At 68.8% G+C, this 16,989-nt stretch carries 9 protein-coding genes; 4 read left to right on the plus strand and 5 right to left on the minus strand.

Going from position 1 to position 16,989, the window contains the following annotated elements; all coding sequences use genetic code 11:
* The first annotated feature begins 51 nt into the window (after window positions 1-51).
* Entirely contained in the window at window positions 52-1,311 is a 1,260-nt protein-coding gene (locus WMF20_RS46420; RefSeq protein WP_437608149.1) for a metallophosphoesterase family protein, read from the plus strand.
* The gene (locus WMF20_RS46425; RefSeq protein ID WP_437608150.1) at window positions 1,308-4,811 is read left to right on the plus strand and encodes an AAA family ATPase; all 3,504 of its coding nucleotides are present in this window, start codon (window positions 1,308-1,310) and stop codon (window positions 4,809-4,811) included. Before WMF20_RS46420 ends, WMF20_RS46425 begins: the two co-directional genes overlap by 4 nt.
* Here WMF20_RS46425 and WMF20_RS46430 read toward each other — a convergent pair.
* Window positions 4,735-5,559 (minus strand): hypothetical protein, encoded by an 825-nt coding sequence (locus WMF20_RS46430; protein ID WP_437608151.1) that lies wholly within the window; start codon window positions 5,557-5,559, stop codon window positions 4,735-4,737. The genes WMF20_RS46425 and WMF20_RS46430 overlap by 77 nt on opposite strands.
* Before the next feature lie 84 nt (window positions 5,560-5,643).
* Here WMF20_RS46430 and WMF20_RS46435 point away from each other — a divergent pair, with 84 nt between their 5' ends.
* Window positions 5,644-10,716: a DUF3320 domain-containing protein gene (locus tag WMF20_RS46435; RefSeq protein ID WP_437608152.1), complete on the plus strand. Its 5,073-nt coding sequence runs from the start codon at window positions 5,644-5,646 to the stop codon at window positions 10,714-10,716.
* Between the two features lie 557 nt (window positions 10,717-11,273).
* Here the strand turns inward: WMF20_RS46435 and WMF20_RS46440 are convergent.
* The 4 genes from WMF20_RS46440 to WMF20_RS46455 all read right to left on the minus strand — a co-directional run bounded on the left by WMF20_RS46440 (window position 11,274) and on the right by WMF20_RS46455 (window position 15,238).
* The gene (locus WMF20_RS46440) at window positions 11,274-11,828 is read right to left on the minus strand and encodes an ATP-binding protein (protein WP_437608153.1); all 555 of its coding nucleotides are present in this window, start codon (window positions 11,826-11,828) and stop codon (window positions 11,274-11,276) included.
* Window positions 11,829-12,930: 1,102 nt separating this feature from the next.
* Window positions 12,931-13,722, minus strand: a complete 792-nt coding sequence (locus tag WMF20_RS46445; protein WP_437608154.1) for a thioesterase II family protein — start codon at window positions 13,720-13,722, stop codon at window positions 12,931-12,933.
* Window positions 13,723-13,791: 69 nt separating this feature from the next.
* Window positions 13,792-14,670 (minus strand): class I SAM-dependent methyltransferase, encoded by an 879-nt coding sequence (locus WMF20_RS46450; RefSeq protein WP_437608155.1) that lies wholly within the window; start codon window positions 14,668-14,670, stop codon window positions 13,792-13,794.
* 64 nt (window positions 14,671-14,734) lie between these two features.
* Complete coding sequence (locus WMF20_RS46455) at window positions 14,735-15,238, minus strand: hypothetical protein (protein ID WP_437608156.1); 504 nt, start codon at window positions 15,236-15,238, stop codon at window positions 14,735-14,737.
* 214 nt (window positions 15,239-15,452) lie between these two features.
* Here WMF20_RS46455 and WMF20_RS46460 point away from each other — a divergent pair, with 214 nt between their 5' ends.
* Window positions 15,453-16,886, plus strand: a complete 1,434-nt coding sequence (locus tag WMF20_RS46460) for a cytochrome C (RefSeq protein ID WP_437608157.1) — start codon at window positions 15,453-15,455, stop codon at window positions 16,884-16,886.
* Window positions 16,887-16,989: the final 103 nt, after the last annotated feature.

Below are 16,989 nucleotides of genomic sequence, written 5' to 3' on the forward strand. Positions count from 1 at the left end.
AACGTGTGAATCCGCTGCTTGCTGGTTGTTTTTCGTGAGAGGGGGGCAACTTTGAAGTTCGTTCATTGTGCAGACGTTCACCTCGACAGCCCTCTGCGAGGGCTGAGCGCCTATGACGGCGCGCCGGTTGAATCGCTCCGCGGCGCCACGCGCAGAGGGTTTGAAAATCTGGTCAACCTGTGCATCGAGGAAGAAGCGGACTTCCTCGTCATCGCTGGCGACCTCTACGACGGCGAATGGCTCGATTTCAATACGGGGCTCTACTTCGCCAAGCAGATGGCGCGCCTCGGGCAGCGCGGCATCTCCGCGTACGTGGTACGCGGCAACCACGACGCAGAGAGCAAGATCACCCAGAGACTGTCTCCGCCCGATAACGTCCATATCTTCGGCTGGAAGAAGGCGGAGACGGTCACCATCGAGCGGCTCAAGGTAGCGCTGCACGGCCAGAGCTTCGCGAAGCGGGATACGCTCGAGAACCTCGCCGCGAGCTACCCGACGCCGAGAAAAGGCTGGTTCAATATAGGAGTGCTCCACACCGCGCTCGATGGACGCGAGGGACACTCGGGCTATGCGCCCTGCGCGCTCGATCACCTGCGCGCCCGCGGCTACGACTACTGGGCGCTCGGCCACGTTCACAAGCGCGAGGTGCTCTGCGAGGATCCGTGGGTGGTCTTCCCCGGCAACGTGCAGGGTCGCCATGTGCGCGAGTCGGGGGCCAAGGGGTGCACGGTCGTGAGCGTCGATGACGGCCAGGTCATCACGGAGCACCGCGCGGTCGACGTGCTCCGCTGGGCCTGTGTGATCGTCGACGCCTCCGGCGCGGGGACGCCGGAGGACGTGCTCGACCGCGTCCGTGACGCGATCCGTCGCGAGCGCGAGGAGGCCGATGGGCGCTTTCTCGCGGCCCGGATACGGATCGAGGGCCGCTGCGACGCACATGACGCCGTCCTGCGGCACCCGGACCTGTGGAAGCACCAGGTTCGCGCCGCCGGGGTCGAGGCGGGCCAGGACGACGTGTGGGTTGAGAAAGTGGAGACTGCTACCCAGCCGCTCCGCGACCTCGACGAGGTCCGAAGGCGTGACGACGCCATCGGCGAGCTCCTGCGCTCGGTTCGCGAGGTCGTTGAAGACCCGGGCGCAATCGGCGCGCTGGTCGAGGAGATCGACAAGCTCCTGAGCAAACTGCCCCATGAAGTGCGCGAGGCGATGGCGCTGTCCGACCTGCGTGACCCCGAGCAAGCCCGCATGCTGATCGACGATGCCGAGCAGCTGCTCCTCGCGCGCATCGATGCCTGGGGCGCGGCGCCGTGAGGCTCATCGAGCTCCAGCTCAAGGCGTTCGGCCCGTTCACCGAGCGGACGCTGACCTTCGGTGACAAGGCAGGCGTCGTGCACGTGGTGTACGGCCGGAACGAGGCCGGAAAGACCTCGACACTTCGCGCGCTCGGCGATCTGCTCTTCGGGTTCCCACACCTCTCGCCGGCCGCATTCCTGCACGACGAGCGGACGCTCCGCGTGGGGGTCGCCATCGAGAGCGACTCCGGCACCACGCTCCGTTTCCTCCGCCGCAAAGGACGCGTGAAGACGCTCCTCGACCCCGAGGAGGGGGTCCTCGACGACGGCGCCCTGAAGCCGTTCCTCGGCGCCCTGGAGCGCCCCTTCTTCGAGCGGATCTTCGGCCTCGACCACGAGCAGCTCCGCGAGGGCGGCGAAGCGCTGCTCAAGGACGGTGGGGACGCAGGGCTCGGCCTCTTCGAGGCGGGCGCGGGGCTCGCCGGCATGCGCAAGGTGGTGGAGGAAATCGAGGGCGACGCGGGCAAGCTGTTCCGCCCCCGAGGCCAGAACCAGCTCATCAACGAGGCGCTGAAGCGGCTCGCCGAGGTGCGCAAGGAGCTCAAGCTGCGCGCGCTCTCGGGCGACGAGTGGCGGACGGTCCGCGACGAGCTCACAGGTGTCCGGGTGCAGCTCGAGAACGTCAGCAAGCGCGTGCAGGAGCTCTGGGCGGAACGGGAGAGGCTACACCGGATCCAGCGCAACCTGCTGCCGCTCTCGGAGCGGAGTGCGCTGCTCGCGGAGCTTACGGCCCTCGCTCTCGCGCCCGATCTCCCCGACGACGCGCCGGTGCAGCGGCAAGAGGCGGAGTCGTCGCTCGGGGAGGCCCGACGGCGGCTTACCGGGGCCGAGGAGGAGATCGTGCGCCTCTCGGGGCAGCGCGACGCGATCACCCCACGCGAGGCCGTTCTGAGGCAGGTTGACGCGATCGAGCGGCTCGCGCGCCAGCGGGGCGACATCGAGAGCAAGCTCGCCGATCTCCCGAAGCGAGAGGCCGAGCTGCGCCAGGTACGGACGGAGATTACACGCCTGCTCGCGCAGGCGGGCTTCAAGGCGAAGGACGCCGAGGTGCGCGAGATCCTGCCCCGGCGCCCCGAGGTCGCCGCCATTCGCGAGATGATCCGCGAGCAGCAGCGGCTCGGCGCAGAGCACGAGCAGGCCCGCAAGACGGTCGAGGGCTACGAGGTCGAGCTGCGCACGGCCGAGGGGGCCCTGGCGCGCTCGGTCGAGCCGAGGGACACGGCGCCGCTCGCCGCCGCCGTGGGTGAGGCGCTGAAGCTCGGAGATCCCGGCAAGGGCCTCCGCGCCGCGCAGACGGAGGCGGCGACCGCCAGCGAGGCGCTCGCGCAGGCGCTGCGCAAGCTGGCCTTCTGGACGTCCGGCGACGTGGAGCTCGAGGCGCTCCAGGTCCCTCCGGACGCGATCATCGACCGCTTCGCCTGCGCGTTCCGTGACGCGCATGAGCAGAAGATACGGGCGCGCGGCGCGCTCGACGACGCGCGCCGGGAGCTCGAGCGCGCCGAGGCCGAGCTGACCCGCTTCGATCCTGCCGGCGAGATCCCGACGGCGGAGGCCGTGCGCAGCGCCCGCCGGCGCCGCGACCGGGGCTTTCGACTCCTGCGCCGCGGGTTCATCGACGGCCGGGAGGACATCGCCGCGGAGGCTGCGGCCTTCGCGCCCGGCCTGCCGCTCGCCGACGCGTACGAGGACAGCGTCGCGGCCACCGACGAGCTAGCCGATACGCTGCGCGCCGAGGCAGCGCGCGTGGAGCGCCATCGCTCGCTCGTCGCGGAGGTCGCGCGCCGGCGCGATCTGGTCGCAGCGCAGGAAGGCGAGCTCCGGGCCGTTGAGGCAAGCGCGACACGGACTGAGGAGGAATGGCGCGCGCTCTGGCCGTCGCTCGGCTTCGCGCCGCAACCGCCGGACGAGATGCTCAAGTGGCTCGCGCAACGCACGCGCATCCTCGAGCGCCGTGCCACCTCGCGCGCGCGACAGGACGCGCTCCGCGAGCTGGAGGAGGCACACTCGAGCGCACGGCGGTCCATCGGCCGAGCGCTCATGCTCATCGGCGAGGAAGGCGCGGGCGGCGACGAGGACCTCGCCGCGCTTCTTGCGCGCGCGCAGCGCCTCGTCGAGCAGAGCGCTGCAGAGCGGAGCGAGCGAAAGTCGCTGATCCAGACGATCGACAGCCTGCGCTCCAAGCGCGACGCCGCGCGGCAAAGCTACGCCTACAAGGAGGCGCAGCTCGAAGGGTGGCGTGAGCGGTGGGGACTGTTTGCGAACAGGTTCGGACGCGGCCTCACCGTGATGCCCGCGGAGATGGAGGCGATCCTGGATCTCTGCGATGAGACAACCCGCAAGCTCGATGACGCGGACACGCTCGAGCATCGCATCCGGCGTATCGGGGAGGACAGGATTGCGTTCGAGCGAGCCGTGGGCGCATGCATCACGGCCGCCGCCCCCGAGATCACGGGGCTAGACGCCGTAGCCGCGGCCGATCGCCTCGCGAAGGTGCTCGCCTCGGCGCGGGGCGACGAGGAGCGGCGCGCGGGCCTGGAGGCCGAGATCGCACACCACGAGCGCATCGTCGACGAGTGCCGCGCGGCCATCGCGCGCCACACCGCGAAGCTCGAGGAGCTCTGCCGGAGCGCGTGCTGCTCCACGCTCGACGACCTCCGCGCGATCGAGCGCACGTGGCAGCAGCGGCGCGACGTGGAGCGCCGGCTTGGCAGTGTCGAGCGGCACCTCCTCGCCGGGGGCGGGGGGCGCTCGCTCCAAGATCTCGCCGCCGAGGCCGCGGGCGCGAACGGCGACACGCTGCCTGGGCTGATCCAGGAGCGGGAGGAGGAGGCAAAGCAGCTCGACGCCGAGAAGACGGAACTCGCGCGCAAGGAGGGTGAGCTGCGCACCCGGTTCGACGCGATGAGCGGCGGCGACCAGGCCGCGCTGGCCGCCCAGAGCGCCCAGGCCGAGATCACGAAGATCCACGAGGGGGCGGAGCAATGGATCCGGCTGACGCTCGCGAGCGCGCTGCTCCAGCGCGGGATCGAGCGCTATCGAGAGAAGAACCAGGGACCGATCCTCGGCCGTGCTAGCGTCCTCTTCGAGCGCCTGACGCTGAGATCGTTCGCGCGCCTGGTCGTCGAGTTCGGGAAGGACGACGAGCCGGTCCTCCTCGGCGTTCGAGCGGATGGCAAGAGCGTGGGTGTCGAGGGAATGAGCGATGGCACTCGGGATCAGCTCTTCTTCGCGCTTCGGCTGGCCGTCGTCGAGCAGTATGTCAGCCGGAATGAGCGCCTCCCCTTCGTCGCGGACGACATCTTGATTCACTTCGACGACCCTCGATCCGAGGCAGCCCTCCGCATCCTCGGCGACCTCGCGGAACGCACGCAAGTGCTCTACTTCACCCACCACGAGCACATGGTCGAGACAGCGAGGCGGGCGCTCGGCTCCGAGCGGCTCGTCGTGCACACGCTTTGAGGCAGGCATGGCAATCCAAGAGCAGTCGACGGTCACTGTCGAGCTCGAGCATACCCGGACCTTGACGTTCGCCCTCGAGCAGGCGGGAGTGCCCGTCGTCTCTTCCGTGCAGATCCGGAACAGCGGCTCGGCGCCCCTCGAAGGTGCGGTGCTCACCATTGAGCTCGCCCCGGAGCTCGGCGTGCCGGTGCAGGTCCCAGTGCCGACTGTGCACGGCGGCGAGTCCATCGACCTCGGAATCGTGGATCTCCCCTTGCCACCGGAGCGACTGCGCGCCGTCACCGAAGCCGAACGTGCCCGGATCGCATGGAAGCTGGTCGCCGGGGGACAGGCTCTCGCTGGAGGCTCCGGCGCCATCGACGTACTCGCGTACAACGAGTGGCCCGGGCTGCGCGCGCCTCCGGCGCTGCTCGCGATGTTCGTCACGCCGAACCATCCAGTCGTCATGCTCCTGCTCCGCCAGGTTCGCGACCGACTCGGCCGGGCCACGGGCAACAACGCGCTCGACGGCTACCAGAGCCGCTCCACAGCCCGCGTCACGGCCATGGTCACCGCGCTCTACGAGACGCTCCAGAGCTTCGGCATCTCGTATGCCGAGATGCCAGCGAGCTTCGAGGAGGTGGGGCAGAAGGTCCGCTTCCCCGATCGCATCCTGGAGGACCAGCTCGCGAACTGCCTCGATATGACGCTGCTCGCCGTGGCGTGCCTCGAGCAGATGGGCCTCCGGCCGTTGATCGTCACCGTCCACGGTCACGCCTTCCCGGGCGTGTGGCTCGTGGATGACCGCTTCCCGGAATGCGTGGTGAACGACGCGGCCCGGCTGCGCACGACCGTGGCGCTCGAGCAGCTCCTCTTTTTCGACTCGAGCACCATCATCCACTCACCGGCACCCCGTTTCGAGCGCGCAAAGGCGGTCGCGACCGACTACCTGTCACGCGACGAGGAATTCGTCTTTGCCGTCGACGTCCGAGTCGCCCGCATGGATCGCTACCGGCCGCTCCCTCTCCGCGACCTCATGCGCACCGCCTCGGCGCAACCTGCCGTCGCGGCGGCCCCGGGTCGAGTTACCGAGGAAGCCCGGACCTTGCTGCTCGAGGCGGCGCAGATGCCGCTCGAGGAACCCGCACCTGTCGTTGCTCCGCGTCCAGCCGATCCCGTCAGCGCACGACTCAAGCAGTGGCGCGACCGCCTGCTCGATCTCTCGCTCCGCAACCGGCTCTTGAACTTCCGGGCCGATATCAAGGGATCGATCCCGCTCGAGGTTCCGGACGCGGCGGCCTTTGAGGACGCGCTGGCCGAAGAGAAGGCCTTCGACCTGTTCCCGCGGCCGTCCGACGGCCGGGACGCGCGCGACGCCAAGCTCGCCAAGGTGCGCTCCGACGACGCGGAGCTCCACGCGCGCCTGTGCGAGGACCTGAAGAAGGGCATCGTGCATAGCCCGCTGTCGGAGGTAGAGCTTCGGGCCCGGGCCGTTCACCTCGATCGCAGCGCGCGAACGGATCTGGAGGAGGGCGGCGCCAACACGCTTTACGCTGCGATCGGGTTCCTGCGCTGGTACGAGTCCGAATCCAGCGACAAGCCTCGCTTCGCGCCGCTCCTGCTCGTGCCGGTGGGGCTCGAATACCAGCGGACGACGAGGCGCCTCCGCCTGCGCGGCCTGCCGGAGGAGGCAGTACCGAACGTCACGCTCGCCGAGAAGCTACATCGTGATTTCGCCGTCGATTTCGGCGCTCTCGCGAACCTTGACGCGGATGAGCACGGGCGCGACGTCCCGGCGATGTTTCGCGCCGTGCGCCAGGCCATCCAGCGGATGCCGCGCTGGGAGGTGAGCGAGGAGGTCCACCTCGGGCTCTTCACGTTCACCAAATTCCTGATGTGGCGCGATCTGGGGGACAACGCCGCGGCGGTCCTGGAAAATCCCGTCGTGCGCCACATCGCTTCCGGCGCGCAGACGGCTTTCCCCAACGCCGCGCCCGCGATGGATCCGCGCGCGCTCGACGACGCCGTGCCGCCGGCGCGCCTGCCCGTCGTCGTGGACGCCGACTCGACGCAGATGGCCGCGATCACCTCGGCGCTCGCCGGGCGCTGCTTCGTGCTCCAGGGTCCGCCGGGGACCGGCAAGTCGCAGACGATCACCAACCTCATCGCCGCGGCGATGGCGGAGGGCCGCACCGTGCTCTTCGTCTCGGAGAAGATGGCCGCGCTCGACGTGGTGAAGCGGCGCCTCGATCAGGCGGGCCTCGGCGACTTCTGCCTCGAACTGCATAGCCACAAGGCGCAGAAGAAGCAGGTCATCGAGTCGTTCGGGAAGAGCCTATCACGCGCTGCAATGACAGCGCCGTCGGCCTGGGAGCAGCGCTCGGCAGAGCTCGGGAAATTGCGAGCAGAGCTCAACGCCTACACGCGCGCGCTCCACGCGCCACGCCCGCTCGGACGCAGCTTCTACCAGGCGAGCGCGCGCCTCCTCGCCCTGGCCAGCGCGCCGAAGATCCCCGTCGCCTTCGCCAACATCACGTCCGCGACCGACGTACAGCTCCGTGGGCTGCTCGAAGCGGCGAACGCCTACGCGGTAGCATCCCGCGATGTGGACCCGATCACCGCGCATCCGTACCGGGACGCACGGCTCATGGAATGGTCGGCGCAAGGCGAGCAGGCCCTACGCGCAGAGGTGGAAGGCGCGATCCGGGCCGTTGGGGCGGTTGACGCGACCGCGCGGCAGCTTGCATCCCTCCTCGGCGTTCCCATGGCGGAGTCGCTCACCGGGATCGACGAGCTTGTGCAGCTCGGGGCCGCGGCCGCGAGCGGCCCTGTGCCCCCTTTGCTTATCGACGAAGCGGGCAGCGCAGATCTGCGTCGGCGGATGCAAGAGTGGATCGGGCGGACGCGGACGCTCGCGGAGTGGCGGTTGCGGCTCGGGAAGCGCTGGCAGGACTCCGTCTACCAGCTGGACCTCGCGGCTCTCGAGGCCCTGTTCAAGCGCTGGGCGCAGAGCTTCTTCCTGTTCGCGCTCCTGTTCCTGTGGGGCGCACGCTCGCGGCTCAAGCCGGTGGCGCGCGGCGTGCTGCCGCCCAATCAAGAGATCTCCAGCGATCTCACCCTCGCGCGCGCTGCGCTGGGCAACGCGGAGCAGATCGAGCGCGACCGGGCGGGGCTGGTCCACGCCTTCGGCGGCTGCTGGACGGGGAACGACCACGATGATCCTGCGCCTGTGCTTGCGCGGGCCGATGCTTTCCGCGCGGCGCTTCGCCGGTACCGTGCCTCCTCCTCGGCTCCGCTCGACCGGGTCGTCGCGCTCACCGACCCCGCGCTCTCCCCGGAGCGCCGCAACGTCGTTGCCGCGCAGGCCCAGGCCTTATCCGGCGCGATCGCCACGCTGCGCACGCACGTGCAGGCCGTAGTTGCGGGGATCGCCCCCTTCGGCGGTGTGTGGCCCGATGACACCCGCCCGGGCTACCTGCACATAGCGCACGAGCTCCTGTCTCGCTGGCATCAGGGTTTTGGCGCGTTCCGGTCCTTTTGTCTTTACCGGAAGCAGGCGGCGCAGTTCACGCAGTGGGGTGCCGGGCCCATCGTCGCGGCACACCAGGCCGGCACGCTCCGCTCGGGCGATGTGGTCGCGTGCACCGAGCGTTCGTTCTTGCAGGCCTGGGTGGACGCGGTTCGCGACGCCGAGCCCGCGCTCCGGACGTTCGACGGGCCGAACCGCCACCGGCTGGTAGAGCGCTTCCGGGGCGCCGACGAGGAGCACATCCAGCTCGGCCGTCAGCGCGTCGCCGAGATCCTCCAGGCGCGGCTGCCGCAGGTTGACGGCGCTCTCTCGGAGGCGTCGGAGACGGGCAGGCTCCAGCGCGAGCTGCGCAAGAAGGCCCGACACCTGCCGATCCGGCGGCTTCTTGGCGAGATGCCGAACCTGTCGACGCGCCTCAAGCCCTGCTTTCTCATGAGCCCGCTTTCCGTGGCGCAGTACCTCCCGGCGGACGGGCGACGTTTCGATCTTGTGGTGTTCGACGAGGCGTCGCAGATCTGCACCCACGACGCGATCGGCGCCATCGCCCGGGGTAGGCAGGTGGTGATCGTGGGCGACTCGCGGCAGCTACCGCCGACGAACTTCTTCCAGCGCGGGGTCGCCGACGACGCCCCAGTGGACGACAACGACGTCGAGGAGCTCGAGAGCATCCTCGACGAGGCCGTCGCCGCCGGATTGCCACAGCAGATGCTCGGCTGGCATTACCGCAGCCGGCATGAAGCGCTCATCGATTTCAGCAATCAGCACTACTACGAGGGGCACCTGAACGTGTTCCCGGCGGCGCACGGCCGTGTGCCCGAGCTCGGTGTCGAGTGGCACCCCGTACCCGGTGGTGTGTACGACAAGAGCAAGTCGCGTACGAACCGTGCGGAGGCCGAGGCGCTGGTCGCCAATCTCGTGAGCGCCCTCCGCGGCACGCCGCCGGGCGAGCGGAGCTTCGGGATCGTTACCTTCAGCCTGGCGCAACAGCTCCTCATCCAGGATCTGCTCGACGAGGCGCGCGGGAAAAGCGCCGACATCGAGGCGCACTTCGCGAGCAGCCTCACGGAGCCAGTCTTCATCAAGAACCTGGAGAACGTGCAGGGCGACGAGCGAGACGAGATCCTGTTCAGCGTAGGGTACGGCCCGGATGAGTCCGGGCGCGTCTGGATGAACTTCGGCCCCCTCAACCGCAGCGGCGGCGAGCGCCGTCTGAACGTCGCCATCACGCGCGCGCGGATGAAGCTGCGCGTGTTCTCCACGCTGACGCATGAGCAGATCGACCTCACGCGGACGAACGCGACCGGCGCGCGGCATCTGAAGGCATTTCTTCGCTATGTCGCGGAGCGCGGCAGCTCGACGCAGCAGCGCCCGGTGCTGCGCAGCGGCGACTTCGACAGCGACTTCGAGCGCGAGGTGTATGAGGCTCTGCTCGCCAAGGGGTATCGGGTGGACTGCCAGGTCGGGTGCGGCTCGTACCGCATCGATCTCGCGGTGGTGCATCCCGAGCGGCCGGGCGTCTACCTGCTTGGCATCGAGTGCGACGGCGCCAGCTACCATTCGGCGGCGACCGCACGCGATCGCGATCGGCTCCGGCAGCAAGTGCTGGAAGGGCTCGGATGGAAGCTGCATCGGGTCTGGTCTTCCGACTGGTGGTTCCAGCGCTCTCGCGAGCTCGATCGGCTCGAAGAGGCGGTACGGCGCGCTCTGGAAGAAGGCAGCAGGGCGCCGGTCCCACGTCCACCGGTAGCCATTGCCGCAGCGCCTCTCCAGGAGGCGCGGACACCCACGCCGCCTGTTGCGAGCGTCAACACGAGTCCCAACCTGACACCGAAGCCTCCGCCGGTCACACCCTACGTGAAGGCGGAGCTCACGCCTGCTCCATTCGGTGTGGACGCGATCTATAGCGGAGCTGGAGCTCGGGAGCTGCGCGCGCGCCTACTCGGCATCCTCGCGGTTGAGGCGCCTATCCACCTCGACGAGCTCTCGCGGCGGATCGCTGCATGCTTCGGAGGCACACGGATCACCGATCGCCTGCGGAACCACCTTATCGAGCACATCCGTGGCATCCCGGGCATGGCTGTGATGCGGGGCGATTTCGTATGGCGCGCTGATCAGGCATACGACACGTGGTCCACGTTTCGAGGACCTGCGAGCACTGGAGAGCCGCGCCCTGCGGAGGTCGTGCCGCCCGAGGAGATAGCAGCAGCTGCCGCCTGGCTGCTCTCGCGTAGCCTCTCCACCACCCGTGACGACCTGATCCGGGAGACCGCGCGTCTGTTCGGAATCCAGCGAGCGGGGGCGAAGGTCAGCGAGCGGATCGCCGTTGGGATCGAGCTCCTGAGGCAGTCCGGGCGCTGCGCGATGGAGGGGGAGCGGATCGAGTGGCGAGGTCGCTGAGGACAAACGGTTCACGCAAATCTGGAGCAGATGCGCGACGCGAGAGTGTGCGATGAGCGCCCTCTGGCTCAAGTCATCAGGCGGCTCCGCCCCATCTGACTCTCCACGGTATGACCCGGGAACCCGGCGTACGGTCCACACGGAGCGTAGTCGTGTTGCGCGTGGCTATTTGCGGACGCTCGATGGAGAGCTTCCTCGAGCATAATGAGGACTAGCTGACGAACGTAGGCTACTGAGGGCACCTTCGGTCTCCACCTTCGGACGGCGACGAAGCCGAAGCGGTCCCATTGGCACTTTCAGTGTTACTGGCCGCGTCTGGATTTCCCTAGGAAAGCCAGCGCTTGGGTCGAAGAAGTACCAGACATTGAACTTCCATTCGCTCCGGCGAGTGTCCGCGCGCAGATCCGACCATCCCAGGTGCTCGGCTAACGTTTTTCGAACCTCTTGCTTGTATGGCGACGTTGCGTTGTTCTGCCAGTCGGCCATCGTGGCACCCAGGAGCAGGTCAGCCAACTGAATGCCAGGCGTCAAGCGCGAATCGCGGGCCTCGAGGCTTTTCAGTGGTGCGAGCCCGAGCTCCTTTTTGAGCGTGTTGCCGACGATCTTGAATGCCGCCTCATCAGCCTTCTTATAGCGCGAAGGAAGCGGATCGACTTGTAGCGGCGCAACCTTCGCGCGAGCGCGGCCGAGGACTCTTGCGCGGCGAGGTCGGCGAGCATGTCGCTCGCGGTCGAGAAGCGGACCGTGTGGCCGCGGACGACGGCCTGGTGGGCGAGGCTCTTGAGGATCATGGTCTTGCCGACACCGTTGGGGCCGACGAGCACGGCGTTGTGGCCGGTGGCGAGGCAGCCCAGGCCGAAGAGCTCATCGACGGCCTCGCGGTCGATCTTCTTGGGCCAGGACCAGTCGAAGTCGGTCATGGGCTTGAAGGCCGCAACGCGCGAGTTCTTCAGGCGGCGTTCGAGGCTGCGCTTGTGGCGCTCGCGCTCCTCGATGGCCAGCACCTCGCGAAGCCAGGGCTTGTCGGCGAGCTGCTCCCAGCAGGCGAGCAGGCCAAAGAGGCCGAGGCTCTTGAGGCGGTCTTTGGTCTCGGTGGGCGTCAGGTCGGTCATGGCGTCGAGTCCTTCTTCAGGGCGTCGTAGGTAGCGAGGGAATGCGGCGTGACGACGAGGTCGGCGTGCTGGCCGCGGGTGACGGGGGGCGGGGCCGACGGTGCCCCGTGCCCGTGCCTGAGCCGATCGAGTCGGACCCCTGCGAGTTCGGCGGCGAGCGTACGCGGCGCTCCTGCCCATCGATCCCCTCGCTTGCCGTACCAGAACCCGTGCCCGATCGTAAGGGGACGTGTTCGGCGCTCCAGCCTCCCACGATGTTCGGCCGCGTCGTCCGCCCGGGAAAGCAGCGGCGTGGATGTTATCCCGCGGTCGCAGGACAAGGCCGTCGAGGCTCAGGCCTCCCACCCGGTCTGTAAGAACGGAGACTTGATGCACGGGCCCTCGTGGCGGGACGCGCAGGGCTCTCGCGGCCAGGGCTGGTACGCTCGCACGCAGGTACTGCGGAGACCGATCCATGCCCGACCGCACCGACTTCCTCGACACCATCAGCGAGCACACCTGTCACGCGGCGGCATATGGGCGCTTCGTGTCGCCGGCCGACGTCGCCGGCCCTGGAGGCATAGACGAAGACCTCACCTGGCTCCGGGTGCTGTCGGAAGCGCATCCCGGAATGCGGATGCTCTTCGCCACCAGCGCCGAGACGCTCTCGCGCGAGAGCCCCAACGTGATGAACGGCTTTTTTACGGCGGCGCTCCTGCACGCGTTCAACCATGCCGAGGCGGACCTCCCTCTTCCGTACCCTCAAGTACCGGCCCGAGTACCCAAGCCGCCCGTTTGCCGCCACGGAGCACGCACGCCACTGGGTCGAGCGCTCCGTCGCCTGGTACAACGGCGAGCACCTGCACGGCAGCATCCGCTTCGTCACGCCCGACGACCGCCATCGCGGTCGCGACGGCGCGCTGCTCGCCGCCCGCCACGCCCTCTACCAGCGGGCCCGCCGCAGGACGCCCTGGCGCTGGACCGGCCAGACCCGCAACTGGACGCGCTTCGGCACCGTGACCCTCAACCCACACACGCACGAGGCTCAAGCACTCACGACGATGTCACCGAATCAACGGACAACTACCTTGACACCCACCGGCAGGTCCGCCGACGTACGACGCTACCGCCTTCGGCGCGCCTCTCCGTCCGCGATGGCGTCGGCGACGCGCGCGAGCACCCAGGCGCGGTGGGTATCCATGAAGAAGTGCCCCGCGTCGATCTCGCGGACGGGGGCGCCGCCGCGTACGAGCTCGCTCCACTTCGCCGCCTCGCCCGCGGGAAGGGCCGCGTCGCGGAGCGCGCGAAGGACCGTGACCGGCAGGTCGAGGGGCTCGCCGTCGACGTGGACGTGCGTCTCGATCGCTTCCATGTCGGCGCGCATGGGTGGAAGCGCGAGCTCCATGAGATCGCGATCACTTAGGAGGGACCACGGTGTCCCGTATTGCTGGTGCAATGCGGCGAGGAGCTCGGGCTCGGGCAGCGCGTACAAGTTCGTGTGCACGTGCGGCAGGTGTGGTGGGCGACGCGCGGCGACGACGAGCGCGATCGGCGGCGCGCCCAACGCGGAGAGGCGCCGCGCGAGCTCGAAGGCGACGAGCGATCCGAAGCTGTGGCCGTAGAGCGCGAGCGGCGCTGGGGGAAGCGCACCGAGCGCCGCGACAATAGCGTCGACGATCGGCGCGATGTGCGTGAGCGGAGGCTCGCGCAGGCGCGACTGACGCGCGGGGAGCTGCACGGCCCGGACCTCGACGTCGGCGGGGAGACCCGACGGCCAGGCGTGAAACAGCGTCGCGCTCGCCCCGGCGTAGGGGCAGCAGACGAGACGGACGCGCGGCGACGGTAACGCGCGGTACGCGGGGAGCCAGAGCGACGGCTCCGGGCGTGCGGCGATCGAGGACGATGCAGCAACCACAATGGCCTCTGCCCGCGCGGTGCGCGAGCGTCAAACTGTAAATCGTCGAATCGTGAGTTGATGTCGCCGCTACGCAGGGGCCGACATGACGAACGTCCAGTACAAGATCTCGCGCTCGACGAGGCACCGGTATGTCTTCGAGCTCGGCGTCACGAAGAAGTCCTCGGCGGTGCCCTCGAACGTCTCGGCAGTCTCTTCGGTCACGAGCATCTGCCACGCGGAGAGGAGCGCCTTCGACTTCAAGAACGCGTTGATGTTCGTTGCGTCCTGCGAGCGACGATCGATCGCCCGCACGACGTTCGCCGTGATGTCTTGCGTGCTCGCGATGCGGAAGCCCGCCGCCTCGAACGTTCGCCCGAGCTCGGGCATGTCTTGCGCGGGGCGCAAGTCCGTGAGGAGGACGACGCCGCCCGGCCGTAGAACACGCTTCAACTCGGACGCGAACGTGTCGATCGAGTCGTAGCAATGCGACGACTCGACATTGAGCACGGCGTCGAAGCTGCGGTCGGCGAACGGGAGGTTGAGCGCGTCACCGACCTGGTAGCTAAGGCCCGGAGCTTTGTGCGCACGGCGCGCGAACTCGACCGCGTTCTCGGCGAGGTCCATCCCGATCATGCGCCTTGGGCGGTGGTAGCGCGCGACGTACCAACTGCCGCCACCGCGCCCGCTGCCGACCTCGAGGACATCCTTCCCCTCGAGCGGCGCCTTGGTCGCGAGGTGGTGATAGAGCTGGAGCGACGAACGGCCCGCTTCGTCCTCCGGCCGTAGCACGGGGGCGACATCGTCGGCCGCGATCGGCTCGTAGCCGTGGTTCAGGAAGCGCCAGTCGAGCATGTCTCGTCCGGAGATCTCGTGCCCACGGATGTTGAGCCACTTTTCGCTTCCGGAGAGGAAATTGTACCACTTACGCCACTGCGCTTGCGACGCTTTGAACTGGGCTGAATCCACGAGAGCTCCATTGCGTTGATTGCGGCGCGTTCGGCCGCGAACGTGCGCGGCGCGCGCCGCTCGGCTACAAATTGCGGCAGACACGCTTGCAGGCGCCGTCGCCCGTGTCCGGCTCGAGCGCGATGCAGCTCGCCAGCGCGCGGTACTTCTCGACGGAGTCGGGGTGCGCGCGCTCGCATGCGGCGCACGCCCCGGTGCTCGCGCACGTGTCGGGGCCGATGCCGATGATACACGTGAAGAGGAGCTCGCAGTCGGACGGCCCCTCGTTCGAAGACGCGAAGCACTCCGTCATCTCCGCGCAGCAGCGCGTCGCGATGCAGGTATCACACGCTCTGCATGGCGGGTCCTCGAGCGTGACCGTCTCGAAGATGGGGCACGACGTGGCGACGGCGCACGTCTCCGTGTCCTCCCCGCTCGCGTCCGCGTCTCCCACGCCCGCGTCCGCGCTCGGGTCGGCGCCCGGGTCTTCGGCGGAACGCACGCACGTGGGCGCGCTCACCAGCGTGCACACGGCCACCAAGGCGCTCGCCACGGCGGGCGGCGCCGGCGCACGGATTAGCTTGAACATGTTCGATGGCTCTTCGCGGCGTTCGTCGCCGCTGATCCACTACTACGAGGGAGAGCGTCGAAGGGTGTCGCGTCGCGCGTCGGATTTCGACCCGCGGGTGGCTCGCGTGGGGCGTGCGCTCGCGGTCCGCGTCGCGGCGACACCGACGGGACAGCGCAGCGTTAGTAGCGTCCGTGCGGGCCGAAAGCGATCTGCAACTCCCTGAGGAGACCCTATGAGCGACAACGGCGACGACGCTTACGCGATGCCGCGAACGCGGCTGGACGCGGTGGGCCTGCGCCCGAAGATGCGGCGGGGCTCGCTCCTTCTCGCTTGCGCCGCGGCGCTCGTGGGCGTGCTCGGCACGATGGGCGGTTGCGGTTCGGAGGATGCGGTGGAGCCGGCCGACCCCGGCGCCGAGTCGCGCGCCGCGAAGGCCGAGCACGGGTTCAGAGTGTCGCCCGTCACCGTGTCGACCGAAGGCCTCACCCCCGCCCAGCGCGAGCAGGTCGGCTACGGCAGCTACCTCGTCAACGCGGTCGCAGACTGCAACTCGTGCCACGTCAAGTTCACGCCGACGGGCGCCTATGACGTCGCGTACTACTCGAGCCCAAGATACTTCCTGGGCGGCGGCCTGCCGCTCCCGTTCCCGCCGGCGGAGCAGGAGCTGTACGGCACCGTCGTCTTCGCGACGAACCTGACGCCCGATCCGACGAACGGCATGGACTACACCGAGGACGAGTTCGTCGAAGCGATGCGCACAGGCAAGGAGAAGTCGACCGGGGAAACGATGTATTTCATGCCCTGGCGCACGGCGTACCGCTGGATGACGACCGAGGACCTCAAGGCGATGTACGCGTACTTGACGCGCATCCCGCCGCTCGAGAGCGTCGTCGGCGCGGACCAGAAAACGAAGAGCACGCCGCTCCCGGTGCCCGCGAAGTACGACATGGGCGACGTCGAGAGGCCGCTCCCGCCCGACTCAGAGCCTGACAGAGACGGCAGCGCGCGTGGGTTCGCAATTCAGCCCCTCGCGGAGCCCGCGGGCCTGCGCGACATGACCGAGGAAGCGCGGCGTCAGTACGGGCGCGGCAGCTACCTCGTGAACGCCGTCGCCGGCTGCAACACGTGCCACGGCAACTCCGGCGCGGTCGCGACCCCGCCCGGCAACAAGCTCGACACGGCGAACTACCTCGCCGGCGGGCGCGTCTTCTTCATCGGCGACGGGCTGGACGCGACGTACGGCGTCCGCCGCACGATGGGCGCGAACCTCATCGGTGAAGAGAACGGCTACAAGGCTCCGTTCGAGACGTTCTTCTCGGTGATGACGGAGGGGAAGCAAGTCGATCAGCCTGGGGCGCCCGTCGTCGGCTACCCGATGCGCTGGAACGCGTTCCGCAACATGACGCGCGACGATCTCGAGGCGATCTACGCATACATCACGAAGGCGCCGCGGCAGACCGGGGCGAGCGACAAGAGGACGCAGGAGCACGTCCCGGCGTGCCAGGCCGATGCGGACTGCGCGTCGGGATCGTGCAACGTGGAAGCGCACGAGTGCGTCGGGACGGCATGCGCGGTCGACTCCGATTGCCCCGCCTGCCAGGTGTGCACGAGCGAGAAGTGCGCCTCACCGCCGGCGGAGTCATCCTGCCTGACGCGCGGGATCTGAGCCGACACCACGGATGAGCGACGTTCGCCGAGCGCGGCGCTCTCCTGCCTCACGAGCGCGCCTCGCTTGCGCACGACAAGCGTCGGATCCGTCGCGCCTACGC

This window comes from Sorangium sp. So ce834, assembly GCF_051521425.1.
GTDB classification, from domain to species: Bacteria; Myxococcota_A; Polyangia; order Polyangiales; family Polyangiaceae; genus Sorangium; species Sorangium cellulosum_D.